Genomic DNA, 21,098 nt, shown 5'->3' with positions numbered 1-21,098 from the left:
AAATGACCGGGTTTCAGGATATTTACGGTAGGAGACGGGTTCAGACCTGCTCCAGAACCCTGAACCCGTGCGTCCCGTCTTTCTCAAGCTGGGCGACCAGTCCGAACTCCCAGTCAAGATAGGCCTGCATGGCCTCCGCCGCGTTATCCGTTCCTTCATAAGGGCGCTTGTAGACGTCATTCAGAACAGAAAGAGCCTTTGCCTCGTCAAGACCTGTTTCAACCGGGTATCCCGCGGCCTTCCAGGCGTCTGTGCCGCCTTTCAGGACACGCACGCGCGCTCCCGTTCCGGCAAGATCCGGTGCGGCAAGATGAGCGGCGATACCGTCAGGAGACACCAGAATGATCTCCTTTGCTGTCTGGATGACCGGCTGAGACGCCAGATCCGGCCGGATCACGAAACGGGCCCCGACAATATGGCCTTTTCTGAAAACCGGGCTGCTCGCCAGATCCAGAATGAGAGTCTGCCGGTCCGGTGTCAGAGCCGCCAGCTTTTCCACAGATATGATTTCCACGGCAGGCAACGGCCGCGCAAGCTGCGGCGCTTCCTGGCCTGTTTCGGTCGGCAGACCGGACCAGGAGGTAAGGACATACACTTCATTCCAGCCAAGCTGTCTGAGCCAGTGAGCCGTCATGCGTGCCCGGACCCCATCATCGTCAGTCAGGACAACGGTTCCATGGCGTACCCCGATCCATTCATCCGTGGCCTGCACAAGCTGGCCTCCCGGTGCAGACCGGAAGCCGGCCAGATGCCCTTCCGCGTATTCTTCGGGTGAACGCACATCCAGCCGATAGACCGTCCTGCGGGGATTGGACAGGAGTTCCCCGAGAGTGACGGCGTCAACGTAACGGACCCCCGCCTTCCCGGCGAGGTGCTCTGCGCGGCTCCGGGCGGCTTCGAGGTTCGGTGCCGAAATATCTGCTCCTTTCCTGTCCGCCCCATGTTCAAGCGAAAGTCCTTCCAGTGTCCATCCGATGGTCCCGTTTCGCAGGGCATAGACAGGATTGGGAATCCCGGCGTTGATCAGGGACTGCGTGCCGATGATGGAACGCGTGCGCCCCGCACAGTTCACCACCACCGTTGTCGCGGGAGAGGGCGCGATATCCCTCACGCGGAGTGCCAGTTCCCCGCCCGGAACCGAACGCCCGCCCGGAATGGACATCACATTGTATTCGATGAAGCGACGGGCATCGAGAATGACCAGATCGTCCCCCCGTTCAATCCTGTCATGCAGTTCCCGGGCCGGAAGCGAGGGCGTGTGACGGACATGTTCCACCAGTTCGCCAAAAGCCTTGGAAGGAACATTGACGTCGATGAAGATTTCTCCGCCCGAACGACGCCAGCCTTCAAGGCCGCCTGCCAGAGCAGAAACATCCGTATACCCGAGCGTCCGAAGCAGGCGGATGGCCTGTGCCGTCCGCCCTTCCCCATTGTCATACACGACGACAGGAACATCCCTGCGCGGCACCAGCGCTGCAATCCGTTCCTCGATACGCCCCAGAGGAAGATTGACGGCAAAAAGCGGATGGGCGGAGGCGAAAGGGTCTTCTTCCCGTACATCCAGCAGGGCGATTTCCACCCCGTTCTTCAACTTCGCCCGGACATCCTCAGAAGCTGTCAGGGGCTGGAGACTCGTAATGCTGTTCATGCGGCTCTGCTCCTGGAGCGGTCCCAGAGATTTGGAACATCGTCACTCGAATATCCGGAAATGAAAGTCTTCTCGACGCCACTGCCCTCATCATAGACAGCCCGCGAAACGCCGCCGATATTGGCCCCATAGACATGGATGGAGATGGAAGTCTGATCCGCCAGGGCATTGGCCACGAGGTGATAGTCATTCACGCCCGGCGCCAGGAATGCGACCTCGCCGGGTTCGAGGAAGCCGGTTTCCCCCTTCACAAACGTTCCGTCGTCGCGGCGGGTGAACTGCGTTTCGCTCTCCCTGCCCCGGAGCATTCCGATCAGCCCCCAGACACGATGATCGTGCAGCGGCGTCTTCTGTCCGGGCCCCCAGACGAAACTCACAACGGAAAAACGCTCCAGAGGGTCACAATGGAGAAGATACTGGCTGTAGCGCTCCGGATGCGGCCGCGTATAAGGCTCCGGCAGCCAGTCGTCACGCGAAACAAGCGTTTTCAGCAGTCCGGCTCCCGCTGTCTGGATTTCGTCCGGCGTAGAATGTTCGTCGAACAGGCGTGTGAAGCGGGTTACAAATTCACGCAGGGGTTCAATGGTCGCCATGGATCGCTAACTCCTCAGTCAAGAAAATCGGGTTCAAGAGCGGCGATCCAGTCCCAGAGAGGCTGGAACGAATAATAAGCGCCCTGTGCTGTCCCCACCTGACTGGCTGTCAGACGGGCAATATCTGGCGCGATCGGCTTCAGGGGGCCAGCGGCCTGCGCCAGAAGCTGTGTATGGGCTGCGTTGTCCATGGCCAGAAACCACCAGGCCACGGCTTCCACCGTCGGTCCGGCCGTCAACAGGCCATGGTTCTGCAAAATCAGGGCCTTCCGGTTCCCCAGCGTTTTGGCAAGGCGGTCACCCTCGCTGTCATCCAGCACCACCCCACTGAAAGGATCAAAAACGGCATGATCCTCATAAAAGGCGCAGGAATCCTGACTGATGGGCAGCAGCTCCGTTCCGAGCGCTGAAAAGGCCTTCCCATATGTCGAATGTGTATGGGCCGCCGCAATGACATCCGGGCGGGCCCGATGCAGGGCGGAATGAATGGTGAAGCCGGCCGTGTTGATAGGGCGCTCACCGATCAGGATGTTGCCTTCATGGTCCACAAGCTGGAGATCCGACACGCGGATCTGGGAAAAGTGCACTGCCAGCGGGTTGATCCAGTAGCGGTCCGGAAATTCCGGATCCCGTGCCGTCACATGACCCGCAAGCCCCTGATCGAAACCGTACCGGCCGAAGAGCCGGAATGTCGCGGCCAGGCGCTGCTTGCGGTGCAGCCGCTCCTCTTCAAAAGTCGCGGCAGGCTTCCTGGGCTGAAGACGATGGGTTCGTGCACGGGGCTCCTGCAGGGAGGAAATGTTCTGTAGTGTGGCACTCATGACGATCTTCCTTGAAGTCAGTATCCGCGGCGTGGATCCAGAAGGGATTCCAGCGGCCGTCCATGAAGGAAATTCTCGATATTCCGGGTGATGCGCTCTCGCAGATGGACGGCCACACCCGGGCCGGACCAGGAGACATGCGGCGTCAGTCGTATTCCGGGATGCGTATAGAACCGGTGACCGGCAGGCGGTGGTTCCGGGGACGTGACATCCAGCGTCGCGGCGGCAAGACGCCCGCGATCCAGACTTTCCAGCAACGCGTCCTCGTCAATCAGCGCCCCCCGGGCCACATTGACAAGATGCAGCCCCGGCCTGGACCGGGACAGGACGTCGCGATCAACAATCCTGTGTGTTTCATCAGTCAGTGGCAGGGCCAGAACCAGATGATCTGCCTCCCCGAACAGGGTTCCCAGATCCCGAACGGCCTGAACGCCGTCCCGCGCCTCTTCCCCGTCCAGCCAGGGACTGCGGCGCCAGACACGAACCTCCATACCGAAACTCCGGGCCAGACGAGCCACCTCCCGGCCAATGGCGCCGTACCCCGCAAGCCCCAGCGTCTGCCCGGACAACGTCCGGAGCGGAGCATCGTATTTGACAGTGCTCCCCTGCTGACTCCACTCCTGCGGAGACGAGACGCGGAAGCTCTCAAAGCGCCTGGCATGAGCCAGCATGGCCAGCAGAACATATTCCGCAACCGGCACGGCCGCATTGCCTCGCCCCGTGCTGACAGGCTGTGCCTCCAGAAACCACTGCGGAAAACCGTCTGTTCCAGCAGAGGCGATCTGCACCCATCTGGTCGGATGCCAGGTCGCAGGAGGCGTTGCCGGGGCGTTCTTCCAGGCCGTTGACGGACCCGTCAGAAGAATATCGGCTCCTTCCGTTTTCCAGGGCTCCGATACATCCCGGGCCTGATTTACAACCCGGATCCGACTATCCATCTGCGCGATCAGGGCCCCGATCGCAGGCTCGATCTGGTTAACGACCGTAAGTGGAAAAGACGCCCTGCCCATGTTTCAGGCAGCCTGCTGGCCGGTGCGCTGGTCTTCTTCCGCAACCAGAGTCCGAACACGCGGGAGAAGATCCCGCCCGTAGTCATAAGCATCCACGAGCGGATCAAACCCACGAATAAGAAACGTCGAAATTCCAATCCGGTAATAGTCCAGAAGAGCTTCAGCCACCTGATCCGGCGTGCCGACAAGAGAGGTTGAATTGCCTTTGGCCCCCGTCAGTTCAGCGATCCCCGTCCACAGCCGCTTGTCCAGACGCGAGCCCTGCTTCGCCGCCGCCAGCAGGCGACGGGACCCCTCGTTGGGGATAACGGAAGACCTGGCATATCCCGTCTGGTCCTGAAGCCGCCGGGCCTGTTCAAGAATAGCGTCCGCCTTCGCCCAGGCCACCTCTTCCGTCTCAGCCAGAATCGGACGCAGGGAGAGCGAGAAACGCGGCGATGGGCGCCCTGCTTTTTCCGCAGCCGCGCGAACCCGGGAAATGGTTTCACGCACCTGCTCGTAGGTTTCACCCCACAGGGCATAAACATCCGCCTGCTCACCCGCCACCGCAATGGCTTCCTCAGACGAGCCGCCAAAATAAACCGGAATGGCATCTCCGTGATATGGTTTCACCAGAGAGTTGGCACCCTTCACGGTGTAGAACCGGCCCGCATAGTCAAAAGGCTCTGGACTGCCCCATTCCTTGCGCACGATTTCAAGATATTCGCGGGTCCGGGCATAGCGCTCGGCCTTGGTGGTATGATCGCCATCCGCCTGAAGCTCAAGGTCGCTGCCGCCCGTGATGATATGCACTGCCGCGCGCCCACGTGAGATCTGATCAAGCGTTGCCAACTGGCGGGCCGCCAGCGTGGGAGCCGTAAAGCCGGGACGATGCGCCACCATCAGCCCCAGCTCCCGGGTGGTGGCCGCAACATGCTGCGCCAGCAGGATACTCTCGGGCGAGTTGGAATGGAAAGCAATCAACACGCGGTCGAAGCGGCCATTCTCGTGAATTTTGGCGGCTGTCTCGATGTGATCGAGGTCAATGACAGGGCCTGAAGGCGGAATGATTTCAGAATGGTTCCGGCTACTTACAAACCCGATGAATTCCACTGGCATGGCTGTACGCCCCCAAAAACACGATTGATTGTTGTGTTGACAAGATAGCACTCTTGATACGTCATATCTCAAACAAGAAACACAAATCACACACTTTTATATAGTTAAATATAACCGTTTCGTTTCACCGTGGAGTGCCTGCCATGTCACATTCCTCTCTCCCGCAACGCATGGCCCGCAATGTCCCCACCGAGCTCCTGCGTTCTTTCGTCGCGATCGTGGAAGCCGGTTCCATGGCCCAGGCCACAGAAACCATTTTCCTGACCCAGTCCGCCCTGAGTCTTCAGATGAAAAGGCTGGAAGACGTCCTTCAGCAGAAACTGTTCCGGCGTGACGGACGAAAATTGGTTCTGACCCCGGCGGGCGAGGAACTGGTTGCGTATGCACGTCAGCTTCTCGCGCTCAATGACCGGATCATGCACAAGCTGGGTCACGTTTCCGAACCGGAACCGATCACCATCGGGATGGTTCAGGACTTTGCCGATACCCTCCTGCCGGATGTCCTTGCCCGTTTCCGGCTTGAACATCCCCGCTGCCGCCTGACTGTCCGCGTTGGCGGGTCAGCGGAACTGCTGGAAATGTTCGACCGTTCCCGGCTGGATATCGTCCTGTGCCTCGGTCAGCACGGCGACCGCCCCAACGCGACCTGGCGCATCGTCGGGCACGACCGGATGGCATGGCTCGGAGATCCGAGTACGCTGGATCAGCCGGAGATTCCTCTCGTACTGCTGGAGCCGCCCTGCCGCTTTCGGGAAGCTGCTCTCAGGACACTTGCCAAAGCCCGTCGCGATTACCGGATTGTGCTGGAAACGCCTCACCTTCCCGCCATGCGGGCAGGTGTGCGCAGCGGACTGGGAGCCAGTTGCCGTACCCGGCGTTTTGCCGCCGCCGAGGGGCTTTCCATCCTGCCACCGGGCATTCTTCCGGAAGTCCCTGAAATCGAAACCATCCTCGTTCAGAGGAACGGCCTTCCCGACGCAGCCGTTGATCTTGCGCAACTTCTTGAACAGGCGGCATCCGATCAATGACGGGCGGTAAACTGTTCCATAAGGAAAACTCCCTGGCATTCACGCTGCATCATCACTCATGCTGACCGGGTTTAGTGACCATCAGGGTACATCCAGCATGAGCATTCTTTCATCTCCCTCCCTGCAAAGCCGATATGACACCCTCGATGCGGAACGATGCCAGACATGGTCTCCCGAAGCTGTATCCCGAAATGTCGCCCAGAGGCAGGCACTCGTGCGCGATCACGCCCGGACGCCCCATGTAGAAGTCGGTGACGTTCTGCCGCCCCATTTTTTCTCGGACGTGAACGGTGAACAGGTATCTCTGGACGATCTGACAGCCTCTGGGCCGGCCGTGCTCCTGTTTTTCAGATTTGCAGACTGTTCAGCCTGTAATATCGCTCTTCCCTATTACGCTGAAAGCCTTGCCCCCGCCCTGAAATCCGCGGGCATTCCTCTGGTCGCAGTCTCCGCACAGCCTTTCCCTGTACTGGACGACATCAGAGCCCGCCACGATCTGCCCTTTCCCGTCCTGAATGACCCGGGGCTGACGCTCGCGCGCATTCTGGGCATTACCTATGTTTTCGATGACACCACGCGTGAAGCCGCCATAGCCAGGGGAGATCGCAGCGAGGCCCTGAACGGCACCGAGAACTGGGAACTCCCCAAACCGACCGTCCTTGTCCTGACACCGGGCCGCGTCGTCAGCTTCGTCGAGATTTCGCCCGACTGGATGCGCCGTCCCGAAACGGACACGATCCTGAAAGCCCTTGGCCTCTCAAAAAAGAGCGTTTCTGATGCCGCATGACAATACCGTCAGGACCCTCCTCCGAACAGAGGAAGCACAGTCCGTCAGTCAGGAAGATTTCCGTGATGCCATGAGCCTTCTGGGTGCGCCGGTTGTCCTCGTCACAACCGACGGCCCCGGCGGTCGGCAGGGCCTTACCGTTTCAGCCATCAGCAGCGTCAGCGATACACCGCCGACCGTGCTGGTCTGTCTCAACCGCGGCAACCGGTCCCATCAGTCCTTCCTGCAGAATGGGGTCGTGGGAATCAGTATTCTCTCCCCCGCCCATAGCCAGCTTGCCTATTCTTTTGCCAGCCGTTCAGCCAGCGCAGAAGACAGGTTCTCCAGTGCTACGTGGATGACCCGGGAAACAGGTTCGCCACTGCTCTCAGATGCGCTCGTCACGCTTGACTGCACCATCGAAGCCATCCGCGGCACAGGAACCCATGACGTCCTGTTCTGTGGTGTCAAAGCCATTACCACCAACCCTGAAGCAGAACACGGCCTCGCCTGGTTCTCCCGGGGCTTTCATCACCTTCCGGTCAAGCGCCCTTGACGCTCCTGCAGGATCAATTCTGATGCCTTCCATTCATTCCCCATCCCGTCGCACTGTCCTGACGGGAAGTCTGGCCGGAATCGTTGCATCGGGCCTTCACTCAAAGGCCTCTGCCCAGTCCGGAGACCAGATGGACATGGGAGACCGATGCCAGGCTGCCGGTCCGGCGATAGTCGAACCCGTTCCCGGACCAGCCCGCAACCTGACAATCGCCTGGAACGAAGCCTCGATCTGCACGGCGGCTGTCCCAGTCGCAAAAGCCAAGGGATTTTTCAAAAAATACAATCTCAATATCGATTACGTCAATTTTGCCGGAGCCACGGACCAGCTTCTTGAAGCCCTGTCCACCGGCAAAGCGGACGGCGCACCCGGTATGGCGCTCCGCTGGCTGAAGCCCCTCCAGCAGGGATTCGACGTCAAGCTTGTGGCGGGATTGCATGCAGGATGCATGTATCTCATGACGACGCCCGCCACGGGGCTCAAAACCCTGACGGACCTGAAAGGCAAGACCATCGGCGTCACGGATATCGGCGGTCCTGACCGCAATTTTTTCAGTATCCGCATCAAGGAAGCCGGTCTCGATCCTGAAACCGACGTTCAGTGGAGACAGTTCCCGGCCGATCTTCTGCCGCTCGCACTCCAGCGCGGTGATATTCAGGCCTTTTCGGATGCCGACCCGTTTTCCTACCCACAGCGACGCCAGTTCGGCCTTATCGATATCGACAACAACATGAAAGGCGAATGGGCTCATCTGGCCTGCTGCGTCATAGGTTTACGCGGCAGTCTGATCCGGAATGAGCCTAAGGTCGCCGCGGCCGTGACGCGCGCCATTCTGGAAGCAGGCGCATGGATCGCCTGCAACCCGGACGAAGCCGCCACCATTTTCCAGCCCTACGCCCCCAAGGCAAACGCCGGGGATCTCGCCGCAATGCTGAAGATGCAGGGCCATCACCACCAGACCCTGACGCAGGATTTCAGGCAGGAAATCGTCCGCTATGCCGATGCCCTGAAACAGGCAGGCATTTTCCGCCCATCCCTCGACAGTGAGCGTTACGCAAAACGCATCACGCAGGATCTCTTCACCTGATGAGCAACAGCCAGACAATCCCTGCGTCCGCCAGCCCCCCTGCCACCCGCGCGCAGACCGGAAACCGGGCCCTTGCGCCAGCCATGCTCTGGCAATGGCTGGCTGGCCCCGTCTGGCTGCTGGCCGCGCTGCTTACATGGAAACTGCCTGACAGGGATGATTTCCCCGATACCGGTCAGTTCGCCATCCTGCTTCTTGCCGTCGGCCTCTGCCTGCTGGCCCTGACGGCTATCGGGCGTCTGAAGGAGCGGGCCCCGTGGGCTCTGGTGCTAGGCCTCGGGCTAGGCGCATGGGAAGTGATTCAGGCCAAGTTTCTCCTGCTTCCCCGGCCGTTTTTCGGAACACCGCAGGATCTGCTGGATGTTTTCCTGACGGACTGGAAGCGCCTTGGAGACAGCCTCCTCCATTCCCTGCTCCTGCTTGCCATAGGATATGTTTCCGGCTCTGTTCTCGGTATCATCACAGGCGTTGCGCTCGGCAGATCCCACCATGTCCGATACTGGGTGCGGCCCATCATGCGACTGATCGGGCCTCTGCCGCCCGTCGCCCTTCTTCCCCTGACATTCGTGATCTTTCCCTCCACACGCCTTGCCGGTGAAGTCCTTATGGCGCTTGCCGCCGGCTTTCCGGTGGCCGTGCTGACGTGGTCCGGCGTTTCGGCTGTGGATCACGCCTATTATGACGTCGCCAGAACGATGGGAGCACGCAACCGTTTCCTTGTCCTGCGCATCGCGCTTCCTGCCGCCACGCCACAGATTTTCGTCGGGCTTTTCATGGGACTGGGCGCCTCTTTCGCCATGCTGGTCGTAGCGGAAATGCTGGGCGTCAAATCAGGTCTGGGCTTCTACATGCAATGGGCACAGGGATGGGCGGCTTATCCCAACATGTACGCCGCGCTGATCGTCATGTCCCTGATGTGCACCACTCTCATGACACTTCTCTTCAAACTGCGTGATCATTTCCTCAAATGGCAGAAGAACGGCCTCAAATGGTAACCTCATCCCAGCCCGTTTCTCCCCTTGGCCTGACCCTTTCACACCTCAGCCACAGCTACGAGATGCCATCTGGGGTCCGCCCCGTTCTGGATGATGTCAGCCTCGACGTCGCGCCCGGCGAGTTCATTGCCCTGATCGGTCCCTCGGGCTGTGGAAAATCCACTCTCCTGCGTCTGGTCGCGGGTCTGGAGACGCCCGACACAGGCACATTGCTGGCAGATGGTGTGCCCATCACCGGGCCTGATCCCAGTCGCATCATCATGTTTCAGGACCCAACGCTCTATCCTTGGCGGACCGTCCGCGGCAACATATCCCTTGGGCTGGATATTCGTGGAGAAAGAAATCCCGAAGCTGTCGCCGCAGCCATCCGCCTTGTCGGCCTCGAAGAATTCTCCAGAGCATGGCCTCATCAGTTGTCTGGCGGCATGGCCCAGCGTGTGGCGCTGGCACGTGCCCTGATCAACAGCCCGCGTATGCTCATTCTTGACGAACCTCTCGGTAAACTCGACAGCCTCACCCGCCTCGCCATGCAGACGGAGCTGTTCCGTCTCTGGAAGAGCCAGGGCTTCACGGCCCTGATGGTCACCCATGACGTGGAAGAAGCCCTGCTTCTGGCCTCGCGCGTCATTGTCTTCAGTCCGAGACCCGCCCGCATTCTGGCCGACATTCCTGTGGACTGGCCGGAACCACGGCATCGTGAGGATCCACGCCTTCAGGACCTGCGCGCTCATATCCTGGAGCAGCTTGAGATCGGCATTTCTCCCTTGGCTACGGCCTGACCTGACGCCCGGGGAGGTATCAGACCGGAGACCATCTGCCCCCTGACAGCCCCCACTTCCGGCACGTTACGAACGACGCGCCCTGCCACTGCCGGACGAGCCTGCAGTCACGCCCATTCGGATGTCCCGGAACATCAAATAATTTCAAATCCATTGATAAAACTATCTCATTTTGCGTTGCCTGTTTTCCCTGTTGAGATCGGATATTCTGTTTTTGACAAGGATTTCCAATGCCTTTCAGCCGTCGTGTCTTTCTCGCGGGCCTTTCCTCGGCGACAGGCGCGCATCTGCTGTCCCTGTCCCGCTCCCGGGCGCTTGCAGCTACCCCCCTGCATGTCGGCGACCAGAAAGGCGGGGCACAGGCCCTCCTCACCGCAGCGGGCCTGACAACCCGATCGCCTGTCCCGTTGCAATGGAGCCTGTTTGCGGGTGCTCCCATGCTGATCCAGGCCCTGACGGCAGGGGCCGTAGATGTCGGCGTAATTGGTGATGCGCCTCTCGTTTTCGCACAAGCTGGCGGTAGTCCGATCAAGGCCGTCGCGGCAATTCAGACCGATGGCACCATGACGGCGATCGTGGTGCGCAAGGATAGTCCCATCCGCAGCATACAGGACCTCAAGGGACGTTCCATCGCCACACTGAAAAGCCAGACCGGACATTATCTCACGCTCGCGGCCCTGCGGGATGCCGGAATGCATGATGACGACGTCCGCTTCGTCTTTGTTCCGCCCACAGCCGCAAAAATGGCGCTCCAGAATGGCAGCGTCGATGCCTGGGCAACGTGGGGTCCTTATATCGCAGATGCCAAAATAGATGATGGGGCGCGGGAAATCGTGAACGGTGGCCGCCTGATGAGCGGCCTGAGCTACGTCGTTGCGACAGACGAGGCGCTTCAGAGCCAGCGGAACGCCATCATTGCCTATAACCGGCTTCTGCGTGACGGCCATCAGTGGATGCTGACGCATGCCGAAGATTACGCCGTGGCATGGAGCAGGGAAACAGGGCTCTCCCTCCCTGTCGCGCGCGAAGTCGTCCGGACCTCAATGGCGTCCGTTGTGCCCATCACTCCAGACATTCTCCGGAAACAGCAGGGCGTTTCCGATTTCATGACTGCAACAAGAATGATTCCGGGCTCATGGGATGCAAAAGCCGTGACCGATCCAACCATCGCATTCTAGGATATTTTTTTCATGACCGCCTCACGCAGCACACGCGCTCCCTTCGCCCTTGGAGCCTATTTCACGGGTTCAGCCACAAACGGAGACGCATGGCGGGCACCGGGAGAAGATACGGACGCCGACCTGACATTCGAACGCTACCGTGACTATGTCTCCACTCTGGAAAAAGGGCGCTTCGACGCCATTTTCCTTTATGACAATGTCCTGCCGATTCCCGACCCTTCGCGCATCGCCCGTACACCTGCCCTTGCACGCTGGGATACCTTCACCCTGCTTGCCGCCCTGGCCGTCACGTCTTCTCACATCGGCCTGATCGGCACCGCCTCAACAACTTTCAATGAACCCTATAATATCGCACGGCGTATCGCCTCGCTCGATGTGCTGAGTGGCGGACGTGCAGGGTGGAATGTCGTCACCGCCACCGGAGGCGGCGAGAACTTCAATCTCGTTTCCCATGTCGATCACGCCCTGCGCTACGAACGCGCTCATGAATTTGTCGATGTCGTCAAGGGATTGTGGAACAGCATCGAGCCGGAGGCTTTCATACGTGACAAGGACAGTGGCGTGTGGCTCGACCCTTCCCGCGTTCATCCCCTGAATCATAAAGGGCGTTTTTTTCAGGTGGTAGGGCCGCTCAATTCGCCACCTCCCATTCAGCGTCCCCCCATTCTTGCACAGGCGGGCGCCTCCGGGGCTGGAAAGGAACTTGCCGCACGCATAGGCGAGATCATCTATACAGCCGAATATGACATTAACGCTGGCCGCGCCTACCGTTCCGATGTTCTTGAAAGGGCTGCCCGCTATGGGCGCGATGACCGGCATATCCGTATCCTGCCGGGTCTCGCTCCGATCGTCGGGAGAACAGAAAGCGAGGCCCGGGAAAAATTCGAACGCTATCAGAACTATCTCGACAAGGCTGATGTTCTGCGGGCCATCTCCCTCTATTCCAGCCTCGGAACAGATCTTTCACAGTGGCCTGAAGACAGACCGATCGAGCTGGGCTCCGTCGAGGAAACAAACAGCCATAAAAGCCGCCAGTCACTAATCGTGGACTGGATCCGCAAGACCCGCCCGACGGTCAAAGACATTCTCCATAATTTTACGCGCGGCGGTCATCGTCTCCTGACGGGCACTCCGGCGTCCATCGTGGATGAGATCGAGGAATGGTATCACACAGGCGCCTGCGACGGCTTCAACATCATGTTCACATCCGCACCTGGCGGCATCAATGATTTCGTGGAACTGGTCATTCCCGAACTGCAACGCAGGGGTCTGACGCGCACATCCTATGAAAGTCGCAACCTCAGGAAAAATCTAAGAATTCCTCCCACATGAAACAAGCATCAGCAAACTGTATTCTTTGAAAATCTCATTTGTTGTTTCGGAACGAAACCAACATCTTCGCATGATATCTTTGTAAAATCCGGGGACATGCAATGAGAATTTCTTCGTCCATCATCCGATGGAACAGACGTGTGGGAGTGCCGTTAAGCATCGTCTCGGGTATGCTCCCCCCCGTGACAGGCTGGGCGCAGACAGCCCGGAGCACAACCGCTCAGACACCTGAAGCGGTTATCGTTACGGGCACCCGCTCATCCGTCAAAGCGTCAAAAAGCATGTCGCCCATTGCGATTTTCACGGCGGCCGACCTGAAGAAAACCGGTCAGACCAGCCTGAAGAACGCCATTGTTGCGCTTGATCCTTCAGCAAACAATACGCCGGGATATCCGGGCCAGCTTGGTTTCACTACAAAAACGATGTCACTGCGCGGCCTTGGCGCGAATGAAACGCTCGTACTGGTCAACGGGAAGCGCCGGCATACCATGTCGTCTGTTTTCTACGGCGGCGCCATGCAGGGCCAGTCTCCCGTCGATCTCGACATGATCCCGATGAGCGCCGTAGATCACATCGAAATCCTGAAAGACGGAGCGGCTGCACAGTATGGCTCCGACGCCATCGCCGGTGTCGTCAACATCATTCTCAAATCCGCAGACCATGGAGGTTCCGTCGATGTCGGATATAACCAGTATGGTTCAAGCGTTGGTCCACTCGGAGATTATGGCAAGGGCGGAAACCTGAATTACAATCAGGGCTTCCGGATAGGACGGGACGGTTTCCTGAACCTGACGGCTGAATTTGTCGGCAACCAGTCCACGAATTATGGCGGTTACGTTCCGAAGACCCAGGGCGGCAGCCCGGTGCTGCTGTATCCTTTACTCGCCGACGGTTCACAGGATCCGCGGGAAAATGGCAACCGTTACCGTCAGATTTCAGGCAGCCCGGAATCCGAACGGCAGAGCGTCGCATACAATCTCGAAATTCCGCTGAACGAAAAGATCCGGTTTTACTCCTACGCCACCTATACACACCGCACATCCTTCGTCGCGGCCTGGTACAGACCGTCAAACTCGCAGCAGAACATCATGAGCGTTTATCCGGACGGATATCTGCCAACCGATACGACGGAAGACAATGATTTCCAGTTCACGAGCGGCCTGAAGGGCGACAACTTCTTCGGCTGGCACTGGGATGGCAGCGTCAATTACGGACGCAACGACAGCAGCATCGGCATCCAGAACACCATCAACAATTCGCTCGGTCCGGACAGTCCCCACAACTTTCACCTACAATCCCTGGCAAATTCCGAACTGACAGCCGATTTCGATATCCGCCGTCCGTTCCGGACAGGCCTTTTCAAGGACCCTCTTCAGGTCGCGGCCGGCATCGAATATCGCTACCAGCAATACGAGGTGAACGCAGGGGAACGGTCCGCCTGGGCGGATGGCGGTTACGTCAATCCCGCCAGTTACGTCTTCCCCACTGCCACACCCGCGCTTCCCTTCGCCTCCGGTCTGGGCGCAACCTCTCCCTCGCAGGCTGGCACCCATGCGCGGATGAATGGCGCTTTCTATCTTGATCTGACGCAGAAAGTGACTGACAAAATAACGGTTGCCCTGTCCGGGCGTGATGAACAGTACAGTGATTTTGGCAACGCCCTGAGCGGAAAAGCCTCCCTGCGCTATCAGATCACACCCTGGATCGCCCTGCGGGGATCAGCCAGCAACGGCTTCCATGCTCCCACGCTTCAGCAGGAATATTTCCAGAGCACCGCCCTTTATTATTCCATTCTGCCCAGCACGAACCAGCTCGTGCAGTCCTATACGAACTATGCCTCTGTCACAAACGCTGGAGCCCGCGCCCTTGGCGCAACGCCTCTCAAACCCGAAACCTCTCACAACTTCAGCGCAGGCTTTGTTCTCACGCCCCTGAAACGGCTCGATATCTCGCTCGACGCCTATCGTATCGACATTTTCAACCAGATTGTTCCCATCTCCGTCTCCGGTGCAGGCGTTTCCGGAGCAACCGTGCTGAATATCCTTCATCAGGAGGGCATCGTCCCGAATGACGGCCGTTATTATGGCTACACTTACGAGCGGAACGCAGCCCATACCCGCGCCATGGGGCTCGATCTTCAGGCGCATTACCTGAGCAGGTTCGGACGGGCAGGAAACGTCCTGTGGACCGTCATGATGAACCAGCAGCAGCACCAGATCATGAGAGTCAACCCGCTGAACGTGAATCTCGGCTCTGGCGTCACGGCACTCTATCGCAGCCAGATCGGCAATATCACGGCGATTTATCCCCGAAACACGCTCCGTCTTAGCGGCACGTGGAACATAGACAACTGGAGTACAACCGTCAGGGTCTCGCGTTATTCAAAAACCCAGCTCTGGAGCGATCGTGGCGCCGCATACGACCAGACGGTCGCCCCTGCCTGGCTGATGGATTTCGATGTTTCCTATACTTTCCCGAACCGTATCCGGGTTTCAGCGGGCGGCAACAATGTTTTCAACCACCGCCCACAGACCCTCAGCAAACTGGCACAGAGCGCCCAGTCCCTCCTTCAGGTCAATCCGAACTACAGCTACGCCTCGGCCTACGGGCTGGACGGGAGCTATTTCTATGGCCGTGTCAGCTATTCATGGTGACCTACAACACAGATACCCGTAGGACACTGGAGTTTACACAGGGGAAGTGCGAGGACGAAGAAAGGATGGCAGCGAATGGATCTCGCAATTCCATGCTTTATTTCAATACCCATATCTTCGGTGCCCGGGCATTCCAGCCCATCCGAAAAATGTAAGACCACTTATTGAACGCCTCCAACAGGCTATCCGGCTTTCTGCTCTCGCACCGGCATTCAGAGCGTGAATGCATCAGACCGTTTTTCCAAACAGGCCCTGACGGGAGCGGATTCCCGCTGAAACAGTATTACCCAGAAACTACACGCTTATTGTCAGCACGACCAGAACACCCACGACCCAGAGCATCATGGCTGTATTGAATCTCTGATATCCATACCGGATCGCAAGGTCACCAAGTCCTCCCGCCCCCACCACTCCCGCCATGGCAGAGGCACTGATCAGCGTAACCAGCATGACTGTCAGACCCGAGACAAGACCAGCCAGCGCTTCCGGCAGCAGAACGGATCTGCACGACTTTTGCGCGCATTGTCCCCATGGCACGCACTCCCTCGATCAGTTCAGGGTTTACGTCCTTCAGAGAAACCTCTGCAATCCGTGCAAAATACGGGATGGCTGTGATGGAAAGGGGAACAATCGCAGCCGCCGTCCCAAGAGCCGTCCCGACGAGAAAGCGGGTGAGAGGAATCAGAAGAACAAGCAGAATGATGAAGGGAACTGCCCTTGTCAGATCAACCATCACCCCCAGTGGTCGTCCGATCGCCGGGACAGGCCACAGACCCTGGGGCCTGGTGATGGTCAGAAGGATCGCAAGTGACAATCCGAACAACATGGCAATACCGGCGGAAACAAAAACCATTCCCAGTGTTGCCAGAGTCGCCTTTACAAGCAGGTCAAAAAACGGATGGTGCATATCCCAATACCTTCATTTCATGAGCGCTTTTCTCCAACCACTCCATGATATCCGCACTGTTCTGAGGCAGGCTCAGAACAAGCCTGCCATATCCGCCAAAGCCACTCTCGCCGATACTGGCTTGTACGATATTGGGGGAAGTTCCAAATTGCCGGTATAGATCTGCAATCAAGAAAGCAGATCCCTGTTCTGCTTTGACCTTGAGCGCAACGACGAGACGACTGTCAGGCTCCTGTGCATCAGTAATGAAAGGAGATATCCATTCGGGAAGAGACGTCTGTTTTTCCTTGATAAAGGACCTCGTCAGGGCGTGACGAACCTCTCCACGCGCAAGCTCCTCAATGGAGACGTCTTCCACGATCTGTCCCCGATCAAGAACAAGAATCCGATGGGCAAGACGTCGGATAACGTCCATTTCGGATCAACGGTCCTTTCCAAGACGGACGAAGCGATGATCGTAGCGTTTCAACGCCATACTTTACTGCCGATGGATGGCTGCCTTTAGGCCAGCATTCCCCATCTGACACGCTCGGCTCTGCATCGCTGCTTTCAGCGTTACGGGATATCCCGACTTCCGGACATGGAGGGAGACAAGCCAAAACGACAGCGTTTCAAACGCTATCCCATCGGCTTTTTTCACATCGATATTGCCGAAGTCCAGACTGCTGAGGGCAAGCTGCACCTCTTCGTTGCTATCGACCGGACAAGCAAATTCGCTGTCACACAACTCGTCGGGAAAGCCGATCGGAAGACAGCCTTGGAATTCCTCGAACATCTCCTGAGCATGATCCCTTATCGGGTTCATACCATTCTGACCGATAACGGCATCCAGTTCGCTGAGCAGCCTCATAATCGCAATGCGGCGTGGTCGTGTCCCATGCGCTTCGACATGATCTGCGAAGCCCACGGGATCGAACATCGTCTGACGAAACCCAATCATCCCTGGACGAACGGTCAGGTTGAGCGGATGAACCGGACGATCAAGGAAGCAACCGTCAAACGCTTCCATTACGACAGTCATGAGCAGTTGAGGACACACCTCAACGACTTCATGGCAGCCTATAATTTCGGGCGAAGGCTCAAGACGCTGAGTGGCCTCACACCTTACGAATATGTCTGCAAAATATGGACAGCAGAGCCAGAAAAATTCATCATCAATCCAACCCATCAACCCCCGGGACTAAACACCTAGCATTCCTCAATGTGACATCGAACCGGTTGAACACCATATCGATAACGCTGGCCTGCGTCAGAGGCCCGCGGAACAGCCAGATCCTCTTCGCGTCAGGCACCCGATCCGATAACTCCGAACCAAAGAAGCGCGTGAACGACAGACGCTCGCTGAGCAACTACTCCGTCTGTTCCGTAGGACAGAGTATTCAGCGTGTGGATCACGAGGATTTTGAACATCAGCACCGGATCATACGGAGGACACTCGGCTTCTCCCATCCGCATAGGCCAGAGCCTTTTCCAGATCAGGTGGGAACGCCTCAAAATCCATAGTTCGGAAAAATGCTTCAAGCTGACCAGAAAGTCCGCTCAAACGGGCAAGGCGCCCCTGTTTCATGCGCGCGTCCCTCATCACCACACAAGAGAGGAAATCACAAAGGGTCTATCAAAACCAAGGGGGTTTCGAACGCTACCCCTGCTATATTTCAAGCCCTATTTTTATACTCGAGGTTCATGGATGCCTGACCATTAGTTTCATACCCTGCAGACATCCATATTTCAGGTGATTTTCTTTGTTTTAATTAAATCCCACATCTATTCCTGAAAATACTCCAAATCCGTCACCCGGCATTTCCGCTGCAGCATCTCCGTTTGTCGCTCTGTAAACCGGGATTACAGCAGAGGCGTAATGTTTGTTGGCAAGGTTATGGAGCTGAAAATAAATGCGTCGATTTTTCTTGGGCCAGAGATAACCAAACGTCAGATTGTAAATATGATAGGGCGCTGCTTTTGCCTTGTTGTCATATGTCGCATAAACTGAAGATGCTGCCTCGACATCGAATGAAGAATAGAAACCATTTTTGAAATCAGCGTGAAACTGTGCCTGGTAAAGATGCTGAGGAATACCGGGCAACCGGTTGTGACCAAAATTCTGGTCATGATTATAATGAAAATCCTGAAATGTGTAGGCATGCATCAGATAGATACTATTGCCGTCCCACTGATAGATCTTATGATTCAAACCTACTTCCACGCCTTGATGCGTGGTAGGAGAGGCATTGCTCAGAACAGCCGTATTATAGAGTGCTGACGTCGCCGTCATGACGGACAGAAGTTCGTTTCGGACAGCTGAGTGATAATAGGAAACACTCCAGTGCTGACCTTTAAAAGTTCCTTCGCTACCAATTTCGAAGGTCGTTGCGGTTTGAGGCTTAAGTCTCTGATATCCCTCTGTCAGTCCTGTGGCAGGACCGCTCTGATATTGAGAGCCGGAAAGAAAATCATTATCCGTTGCTGACTGTACACTGCGTGTAACATTTCCATAAATACGGATATCTGGCGTAGCCTGATACCGGAAGCCGCCACGCGGAGCAAAATAAAGAGGGTTAACAGAAAAATGGCTCTGGACAGGGTACGTCGTCGTCGTACTCCGTGGCATGTAACTTAGAGCTCCAGCAGCCGTCAGCCACAAATTTTTATATACTTCTGTCTCATTGCTAAGATGCCATATCGTGTTGCTTCCTCCTCTATGCCACCTGTTAACGGAGGCACCAAATGGAAGCCCATAGGCGGCATAGGCTGATGTGGATCTGACGCGGTAGTCATAATAATTGTAGCCGACATCAACGGTTGTATAAACACCCAGATTTGTATTGCTTTTATGGCCCCAAATTTTATCTTTCCGGGTGTAATCAACAACACCATTTGCACCAATGACATTCATGGGCAACTGAAGCGTCCGCAGTCCATGATTCATCGGGGCATCAATATACGTAAAGCCAATCAGAAGATTGGATTTGTCATCGATGCGGATTCTTGTCCTGTCTCCAAAATACTTTGTTCCAGGAAGAATCGTGTACGTATTATAATACCCGGGACGCGCCTGTTTGGGATTTTCTGCGATCTGCGCGCGCGTCAGATAGTTGGGCTGTCCTTCGTAAGACTGACGATACCGGAAGAAAAACCGTGTATCAACGGAATCACTGAACTTGTATCCGTAGTTGAAATTAATTCCAAAATTTGAAATCTTTGTATTCTGCTGATATCCGGATCTATAGGAATTTGTAACGCTTATATAGTAATCAGATTTTCCAATAACCTTCCCGGATGAAAGTTGTTCTTTGACATACCCAAAACTTCCAGCTTCTACACGGGCCTGATACGTTTTTGCATCATACCCTGTCAAAGTATGCATATTAATAGCGCCGCCGAGGAGCGTCGATCCAAGATCGAAACCGTTCCCTCCCCGGTAAATTTCCATATACTGCATCCCTAGAGGCTCCATCAATTCCATTGGCGCGCCTCCTATTCTCGTCGCAGGCAGGTCATCCAGAAGGACGAGCGTACCAACACGAGCGGACCCAGTGCCGGCCTGAATACCTGAACCTCGTATGGACAGATGAACGTCGTTGTCACCCGTCGCGGCAGGAGCATAAACGCCAGGCTGAAATGCCAGCCAGTCGCCAATAGTCGAAGTCCGCTGCCTAAGAACCATTTTGGAATCCACGACACTTGTGCCTCCCGGCACGGACAGAAGGCGCGCAGCAGCTCGTCGGACTGCCGACATCCCGGTTACATGCACCTCCTCGGCATCCGAAACCCGGGCACCACCATGGTACATCCCTTCCATGTCATCATCGCCACCTGACATACCTTCCATGGTTTTCGGAGGCTTCTGCCTTTTCACTGAAGATTTCCCGGTGTGATTCGGCACAGAAGCGTGGCCCACCGGTTTCATATGGTGATGCATGCCCTGAACAGGATCCATGTCCTGCGCATAGGCAATGCGCATCCCTCCAAGAGACGTCGAAGCCACCAAGAGAAACAGAATTTTGCGATTTCGCTCCATACGAGAATAAGCACTGAAAGTAATTGGCATCTTGGACACGGAATACTCCACGGAACAGAAAATCATTTCTGTTTATTTTTATGGAAGAGACATTATCCGTAAGTAACATCTGAAAAATATTTTTATCAAATGAGTAATGATCAAGGAGAAGTTGAATTTATAAAATGCCGATTCCAAGAAATTTTTGTTTTCCTCTGATTTTCAGCATATCATCAGACAAAATCGGAAATCGTATTACATATCGATATCGGAACAATTTATTTGTCACTATCCTGTTGATAACACAGAAAATATTTCCGGCCTCTGACAGGGGAGACTCAGACACCCTCTTCATCGAGTTTAGGCTCAGGACTCATAGCCAGAAGATGACGGTTGCGGCGAGGCAGATGGCTGAGAAGAAGACGGTCGGGCATCTGTCGTAGCGGGTTGCAACCCGCCGCCAGTCCTTGAGCCTTCCGAACATAATCTCGATGCGATTGCGGCGTTTATATTTTCTCTTATCGTATTTGACCGGTTTTCCGCGCGATTTCCGTCCTGGAATGCAGGGCTTTATCCCTTTCTCTTCCAGGACGTCCCTGAACCAGTCGGCGTCATACCCGCGATCTCCCAGCATCCATTGTGCTGC

17 protein-coding genes and 3 pseudogenes are annotated in these 21,098 nt (G+C 56.5%); 10 read left to right on the top strand and 10 right to left on the bottom strand.

Annotated elements, in window-relative coordinates; translation table 11 throughout:
- Positions 1 to 40 precede the first annotated feature (40 nt).
- The 5 genes from ABF859_RS11010 to ABF859_RS10990 are packed head-to-tail and all read right to left on the bottom strand — an operon-like array spanning position 41 to position 5,170.
- Entirely contained in the window at positions 41 to 1,648 is a 1,608-nt protein-coding gene (locus ABF859_RS11010) for a rhodanese-like domain-containing protein (protein ID WP_415527823.1), read from the bottom strand.
- Positions 1,645 to 2,241, bottom strand: coding sequence for a cysteine dioxygenase (locus tag ABF859_RS11005; protein WP_415527822.1), 597 nt, complete (start codon positions 2,239 to 2,241; stop codon positions 1,645 to 1,647). The genes ABF859_RS11010 and ABF859_RS11005 overlap by 4 nt, the downstream gene beginning before the upstream one ends.
- Positions 2,242 to 2,255: 14 nt before the next feature.
- Entirely contained in the window at positions 2,256 to 3,062 is an 807-nt protein-coding gene (locus ABF859_RS11000) for a class II aldolase/adducin family protein (RefSeq protein WP_415527821.1), read from the bottom strand.
- A 17-nt stretch (positions 3,063 to 3,079) separates the two neighbouring features.
- Entirely contained in the window at positions 3,080 to 4,072 is a 993-nt protein-coding gene (locus tag ABF859_RS10995) for an NAD(P)-dependent oxidoreductase (RefSeq protein WP_415527820.1), read from the bottom strand.
- A 3-nt stretch (positions 4,073 to 4,075) separates the two neighbouring features.
- Positions 4,076 to 5,170, bottom strand: coding sequence for an LLM class flavin-dependent oxidoreductase (locus ABF859_RS10990; protein WP_415527819.1), 1,095 nt, complete (start codon positions 5,168 to 5,170; stop codon positions 4,076 to 4,078).
- Positions 5,171 to 5,313: 143 nt separating this feature from the next.
- Here ABF859_RS10990 and ABF859_RS10985 point away from each other — a divergent pair, with 143 nt between their 5' ends.
- The 9 genes from ABF859_RS10985 to ABF859_RS10945 all read left to right on the top strand — a co-directional run bounded on the left by ABF859_RS10985 (position 5,314) and on the right by ABF859_RS10945 (position 15,548).
- A complete protein-coding gene (locus ABF859_RS10985; RefSeq protein ID WP_415527818.1) occupies positions 5,314 to 6,198 on the top strand; it encodes a LysR substrate-binding domain-containing protein in 885 nt (294 codons plus the stop codon).
- Between the two features lie 97 nt (positions 6,199 to 6,295).
- Positions 6,296 to 6,985 (top strand): peroxiredoxin-like family protein, encoded by a 690-nt coding sequence (locus tag ABF859_RS10980; RefSeq protein ID WP_415527817.1) that lies wholly within the window; start codon positions 6,296 to 6,298, stop codon positions 6,983 to 6,985.
- Positions 6,975 to 7,520 (top strand): flavin reductase, encoded by a 546-nt coding sequence (locus ABF859_RS10975; RefSeq protein WP_415527816.1) that lies wholly within the window; start codon positions 6,975 to 6,977, stop codon positions 7,518 to 7,520. The genes ABF859_RS10980 and ABF859_RS10975 overlap by 11 nt, the downstream gene beginning before the upstream one ends.
- 22 nt (positions 7,521 to 7,542) lie before the next feature.
- Positions 7,543 to 8,607 carry an ABC transporter substrate-binding protein gene (locus ABF859_RS10970; protein WP_415527815.1) on the top strand — a complete coding sequence of 355 codons (1,065 nt, stop codon included), beginning with the start codon at positions 7,543 to 7,545 and terminating at the stop codon, positions 8,605 to 8,607.
- 83 nt (positions 8,608 to 8,690) lie between these two features.
- The gene (locus ABF859_RS10965) at positions 8,691 to 9,602 is read left to right on the top strand and encodes an ABC transporter permease (protein ID WP_415527867.1); all 912 of its coding nucleotides are present in this window, start codon (positions 8,691 to 8,693) and stop codon (positions 9,600 to 9,602) included.
- Positions 9,596 to 10,381 (top strand): ABC transporter ATP-binding protein, encoded by a 786-nt coding sequence (locus ABF859_RS10960; protein ID WP_415527813.1) that lies wholly within the window; start codon positions 9,596 to 9,598, stop codon positions 10,379 to 10,381. Before ABF859_RS10965 ends, ABF859_RS10960 begins: the two co-directional genes overlap by 7 nt.
- A 230-nt stretch (positions 10,382 to 10,611) precedes the next feature.
- The gene (locus tag ABF859_RS10955; protein WP_415527812.1) at positions 10,612 to 11,559 is read left to right on the top strand and encodes an ABC transporter substrate-binding protein; all 948 of its coding nucleotides are present in this window, start codon (positions 10,612 to 10,614) and stop codon (positions 11,557 to 11,559) included.
- A 12-nt stretch (positions 11,560 to 11,571) separates the two neighbouring features.
- Complete coding sequence (locus ABF859_RS10950; RefSeq protein WP_415527811.1) at positions 11,572 to 12,894, top strand: LLM class flavin-dependent oxidoreductase; 1,323 nt, start codon at positions 11,572 to 11,574, stop codon at positions 12,892 to 12,894.
- A 101-nt stretch (positions 12,895 to 12,995) separates the two neighbouring features.
- On the top strand, positions 12,996 to 15,548 hold the full coding sequence (locus ABF859_RS10945; RefSeq protein WP_415527810.1) for a TonB-dependent receptor plug domain-containing protein: 2,553 nt from the start codon (positions 12,996 to 12,998) through the stop codon (positions 15,546 to 15,548).
- A 294-nt stretch (positions 15,549 to 15,842) separates the two neighbouring features.
- Here the strand turns inward: ABF859_RS10945 and ABF859_RS10940 are convergent.
- Positions 15,843 to 16,455, bottom strand: a pseudogene (locus tag ABF859_RS10940) (methionine ABC transporter permease).
- Positions 16,436 to 16,813, bottom strand: a complete 378-nt coding sequence (locus ABF859_RS10935) for an NIL domain-containing protein (RefSeq protein WP_415527809.1) — start codon at positions 16,811 to 16,813, stop codon at positions 16,436 to 16,438. The pseudogene ABF859_RS10940 and the gene ABF859_RS10935 overlap by 20 nt, the downstream one beginning before the upstream one ends.
- Positions 16,814 to 16,843: 30 nt before the next feature.
- On the opposite strand from ABF859_RS10935, the pseudogene ABF859_RS10930 reads away from it, so the two are divergent.
- Positions 16,844 to 17,647 (top strand): annotated as a pseudogene (locus ABF859_RS10930) (IS481 family transposase).
- Here ABF859_RS10930 and ABF859_RS10925 read toward each other — a convergent pair.
- The 3 genes and pseudogenes from ABF859_RS10925 to ABF859_RS10915 form a co-directional block, all read right to left on the bottom strand.
- Positions 17,646 to 18,037 (bottom strand): annotated as a pseudogene (locus tag ABF859_RS10925) (transposase); the annotation flags it as partial. The pseudogenes ABF859_RS10930 and ABF859_RS10925 overlap by 2 nt on opposite strands.
- Before the next feature lie 165 nt (positions 18,038 to 18,202).
- Positions 18,203 to 20,503 carry a TonB-dependent receptor family protein gene (locus ABF859_RS10920; RefSeq protein WP_415527866.1) on the bottom strand — a complete coding sequence of 767 codons (2,301 nt, stop codon included), beginning with the start codon at positions 20,501 to 20,503 and terminating at the stop codon, positions 18,203 to 18,205.
- 322 nt (positions 20,504 to 20,825) lie between these two features.
- On the bottom strand, positions 20,826 to 21,098 hold a 273-nt coding region (locus ABF859_RS10915), incomplete at its 5' end, for a transposase (protein ID WP_415527808.1).

It is taken from the genome of Gluconobacter sp. (genome assembly GCF_047722525.1).
In the GTDB taxonomy this organism is placed as follows: domain Bacteria; phylum Pseudomonadota; class Alphaproteobacteria; order Acetobacterales; family Acetobacteraceae; genus Gluconobacter.
Note: the sequence above shows the minus strand (reverse complement) of the source record. Positions and strands in the feature narration are given on the sequence as shown.

Excerpts from the sequence above, each read along its gene's own strand:
- ABF859_RS11010 (WP_415527823.1), bottom strand. The coding sequence starts at position 1,648 with ATGAACAGCATTACGAGTCTCCAGCCCCTGACAGCTTCTGAGGATGTC.
- ABF859_RS11005 (WP_415527822.1), bottom strand. The coding sequence starts at position 2,241 with ATGGCGACCATTGAACCCCTGCGTGAATTTGTAACCCGCTTCACACGC.
- ABF859_RS11000 (WP_415527821.1), bottom strand. The coding sequence starts at position 3,062 with ATGAGTGCCACACTACAGAACATTTCCTCCCTGCAGGAGCCCCGTGCA.
- ABF859_RS10995 (WP_415527820.1), bottom strand. The coding sequence starts at position 4,072 with ATGGGCAGGGCGTCTTTTCCACTTACGGTCGTTAACCAGATCGAGCCT.
- ABF859_RS10990 (WP_415527819.1), bottom strand. The coding sequence starts at position 5,170 with ATGCCAGTGGAATTCATCGGGTTTGTAAGTAGCCGGAACCATTCTGAA.
- ABF859_RS10985 (WP_415527818.1), top strand. The coding sequence starts at position 5,314 with ATGTCACATTCCTCTCTCCCGCAACGCATGGCCCGCAATGTCCCCACC.
- ABF859_RS10980 (WP_415527817.1), top strand. The coding sequence starts at position 6,296 with ATGAGCATTCTTTCATCTCCCTCCCTGCAAAGCCGATATGACACCCTC.
- ABF859_RS10975 (WP_415527816.1), top strand. The coding sequence starts at position 6,975 with ATGCCGCATGACAATACCGTCAGGACCCTCCTCCGAACAGAGGAAGCA.
- ABF859_RS10970 (WP_415527815.1), top strand. The coding sequence starts at position 7,543 with ATGCCTTCCATTCATTCCCCATCCCGTCGCACTGTCCTGACGGGAAGT.
- ABF859_RS10965 (WP_415527867.1), top strand. The coding sequence starts at position 8,691 with ATGCTCTGGCAATGGCTGGCTGGCCCCGTCTGGCTGCTGGCCGCGCTG.
- ABF859_RS10960 (WP_415527813.1), top strand. The coding sequence starts at position 9,596 with ATGGTAACCTCATCCCAGCCCGTTTCTCCCCTTGGCCTGACCCTTTCA.
- ABF859_RS10955 (WP_415527812.1), top strand. The coding sequence starts at position 10,612 with ATGCCTTTCAGCCGTCGTGTCTTTCTCGCGGGCCTTTCCTCGGCGACA.
- ABF859_RS10950 (WP_415527811.1), top strand. The coding sequence starts at position 11,572 with ATGACCGCCTCACGCAGCACACGCGCTCCCTTCGCCCTTGGAGCCTAT.
- ABF859_RS10945 (WP_415527810.1), top strand. The coding sequence starts at position 12,996 with ATGAGAATTTCTTCGTCCATCATCCGATGGAACAGACGTGTGGGAGTG.
- ABF859_RS10920 (WP_415527866.1), bottom strand. The coding sequence starts at position 20,503 with ATGCCAATTACTTTCAGTGCTTATTCTCGTATGGAGCGAAATCGCAAA.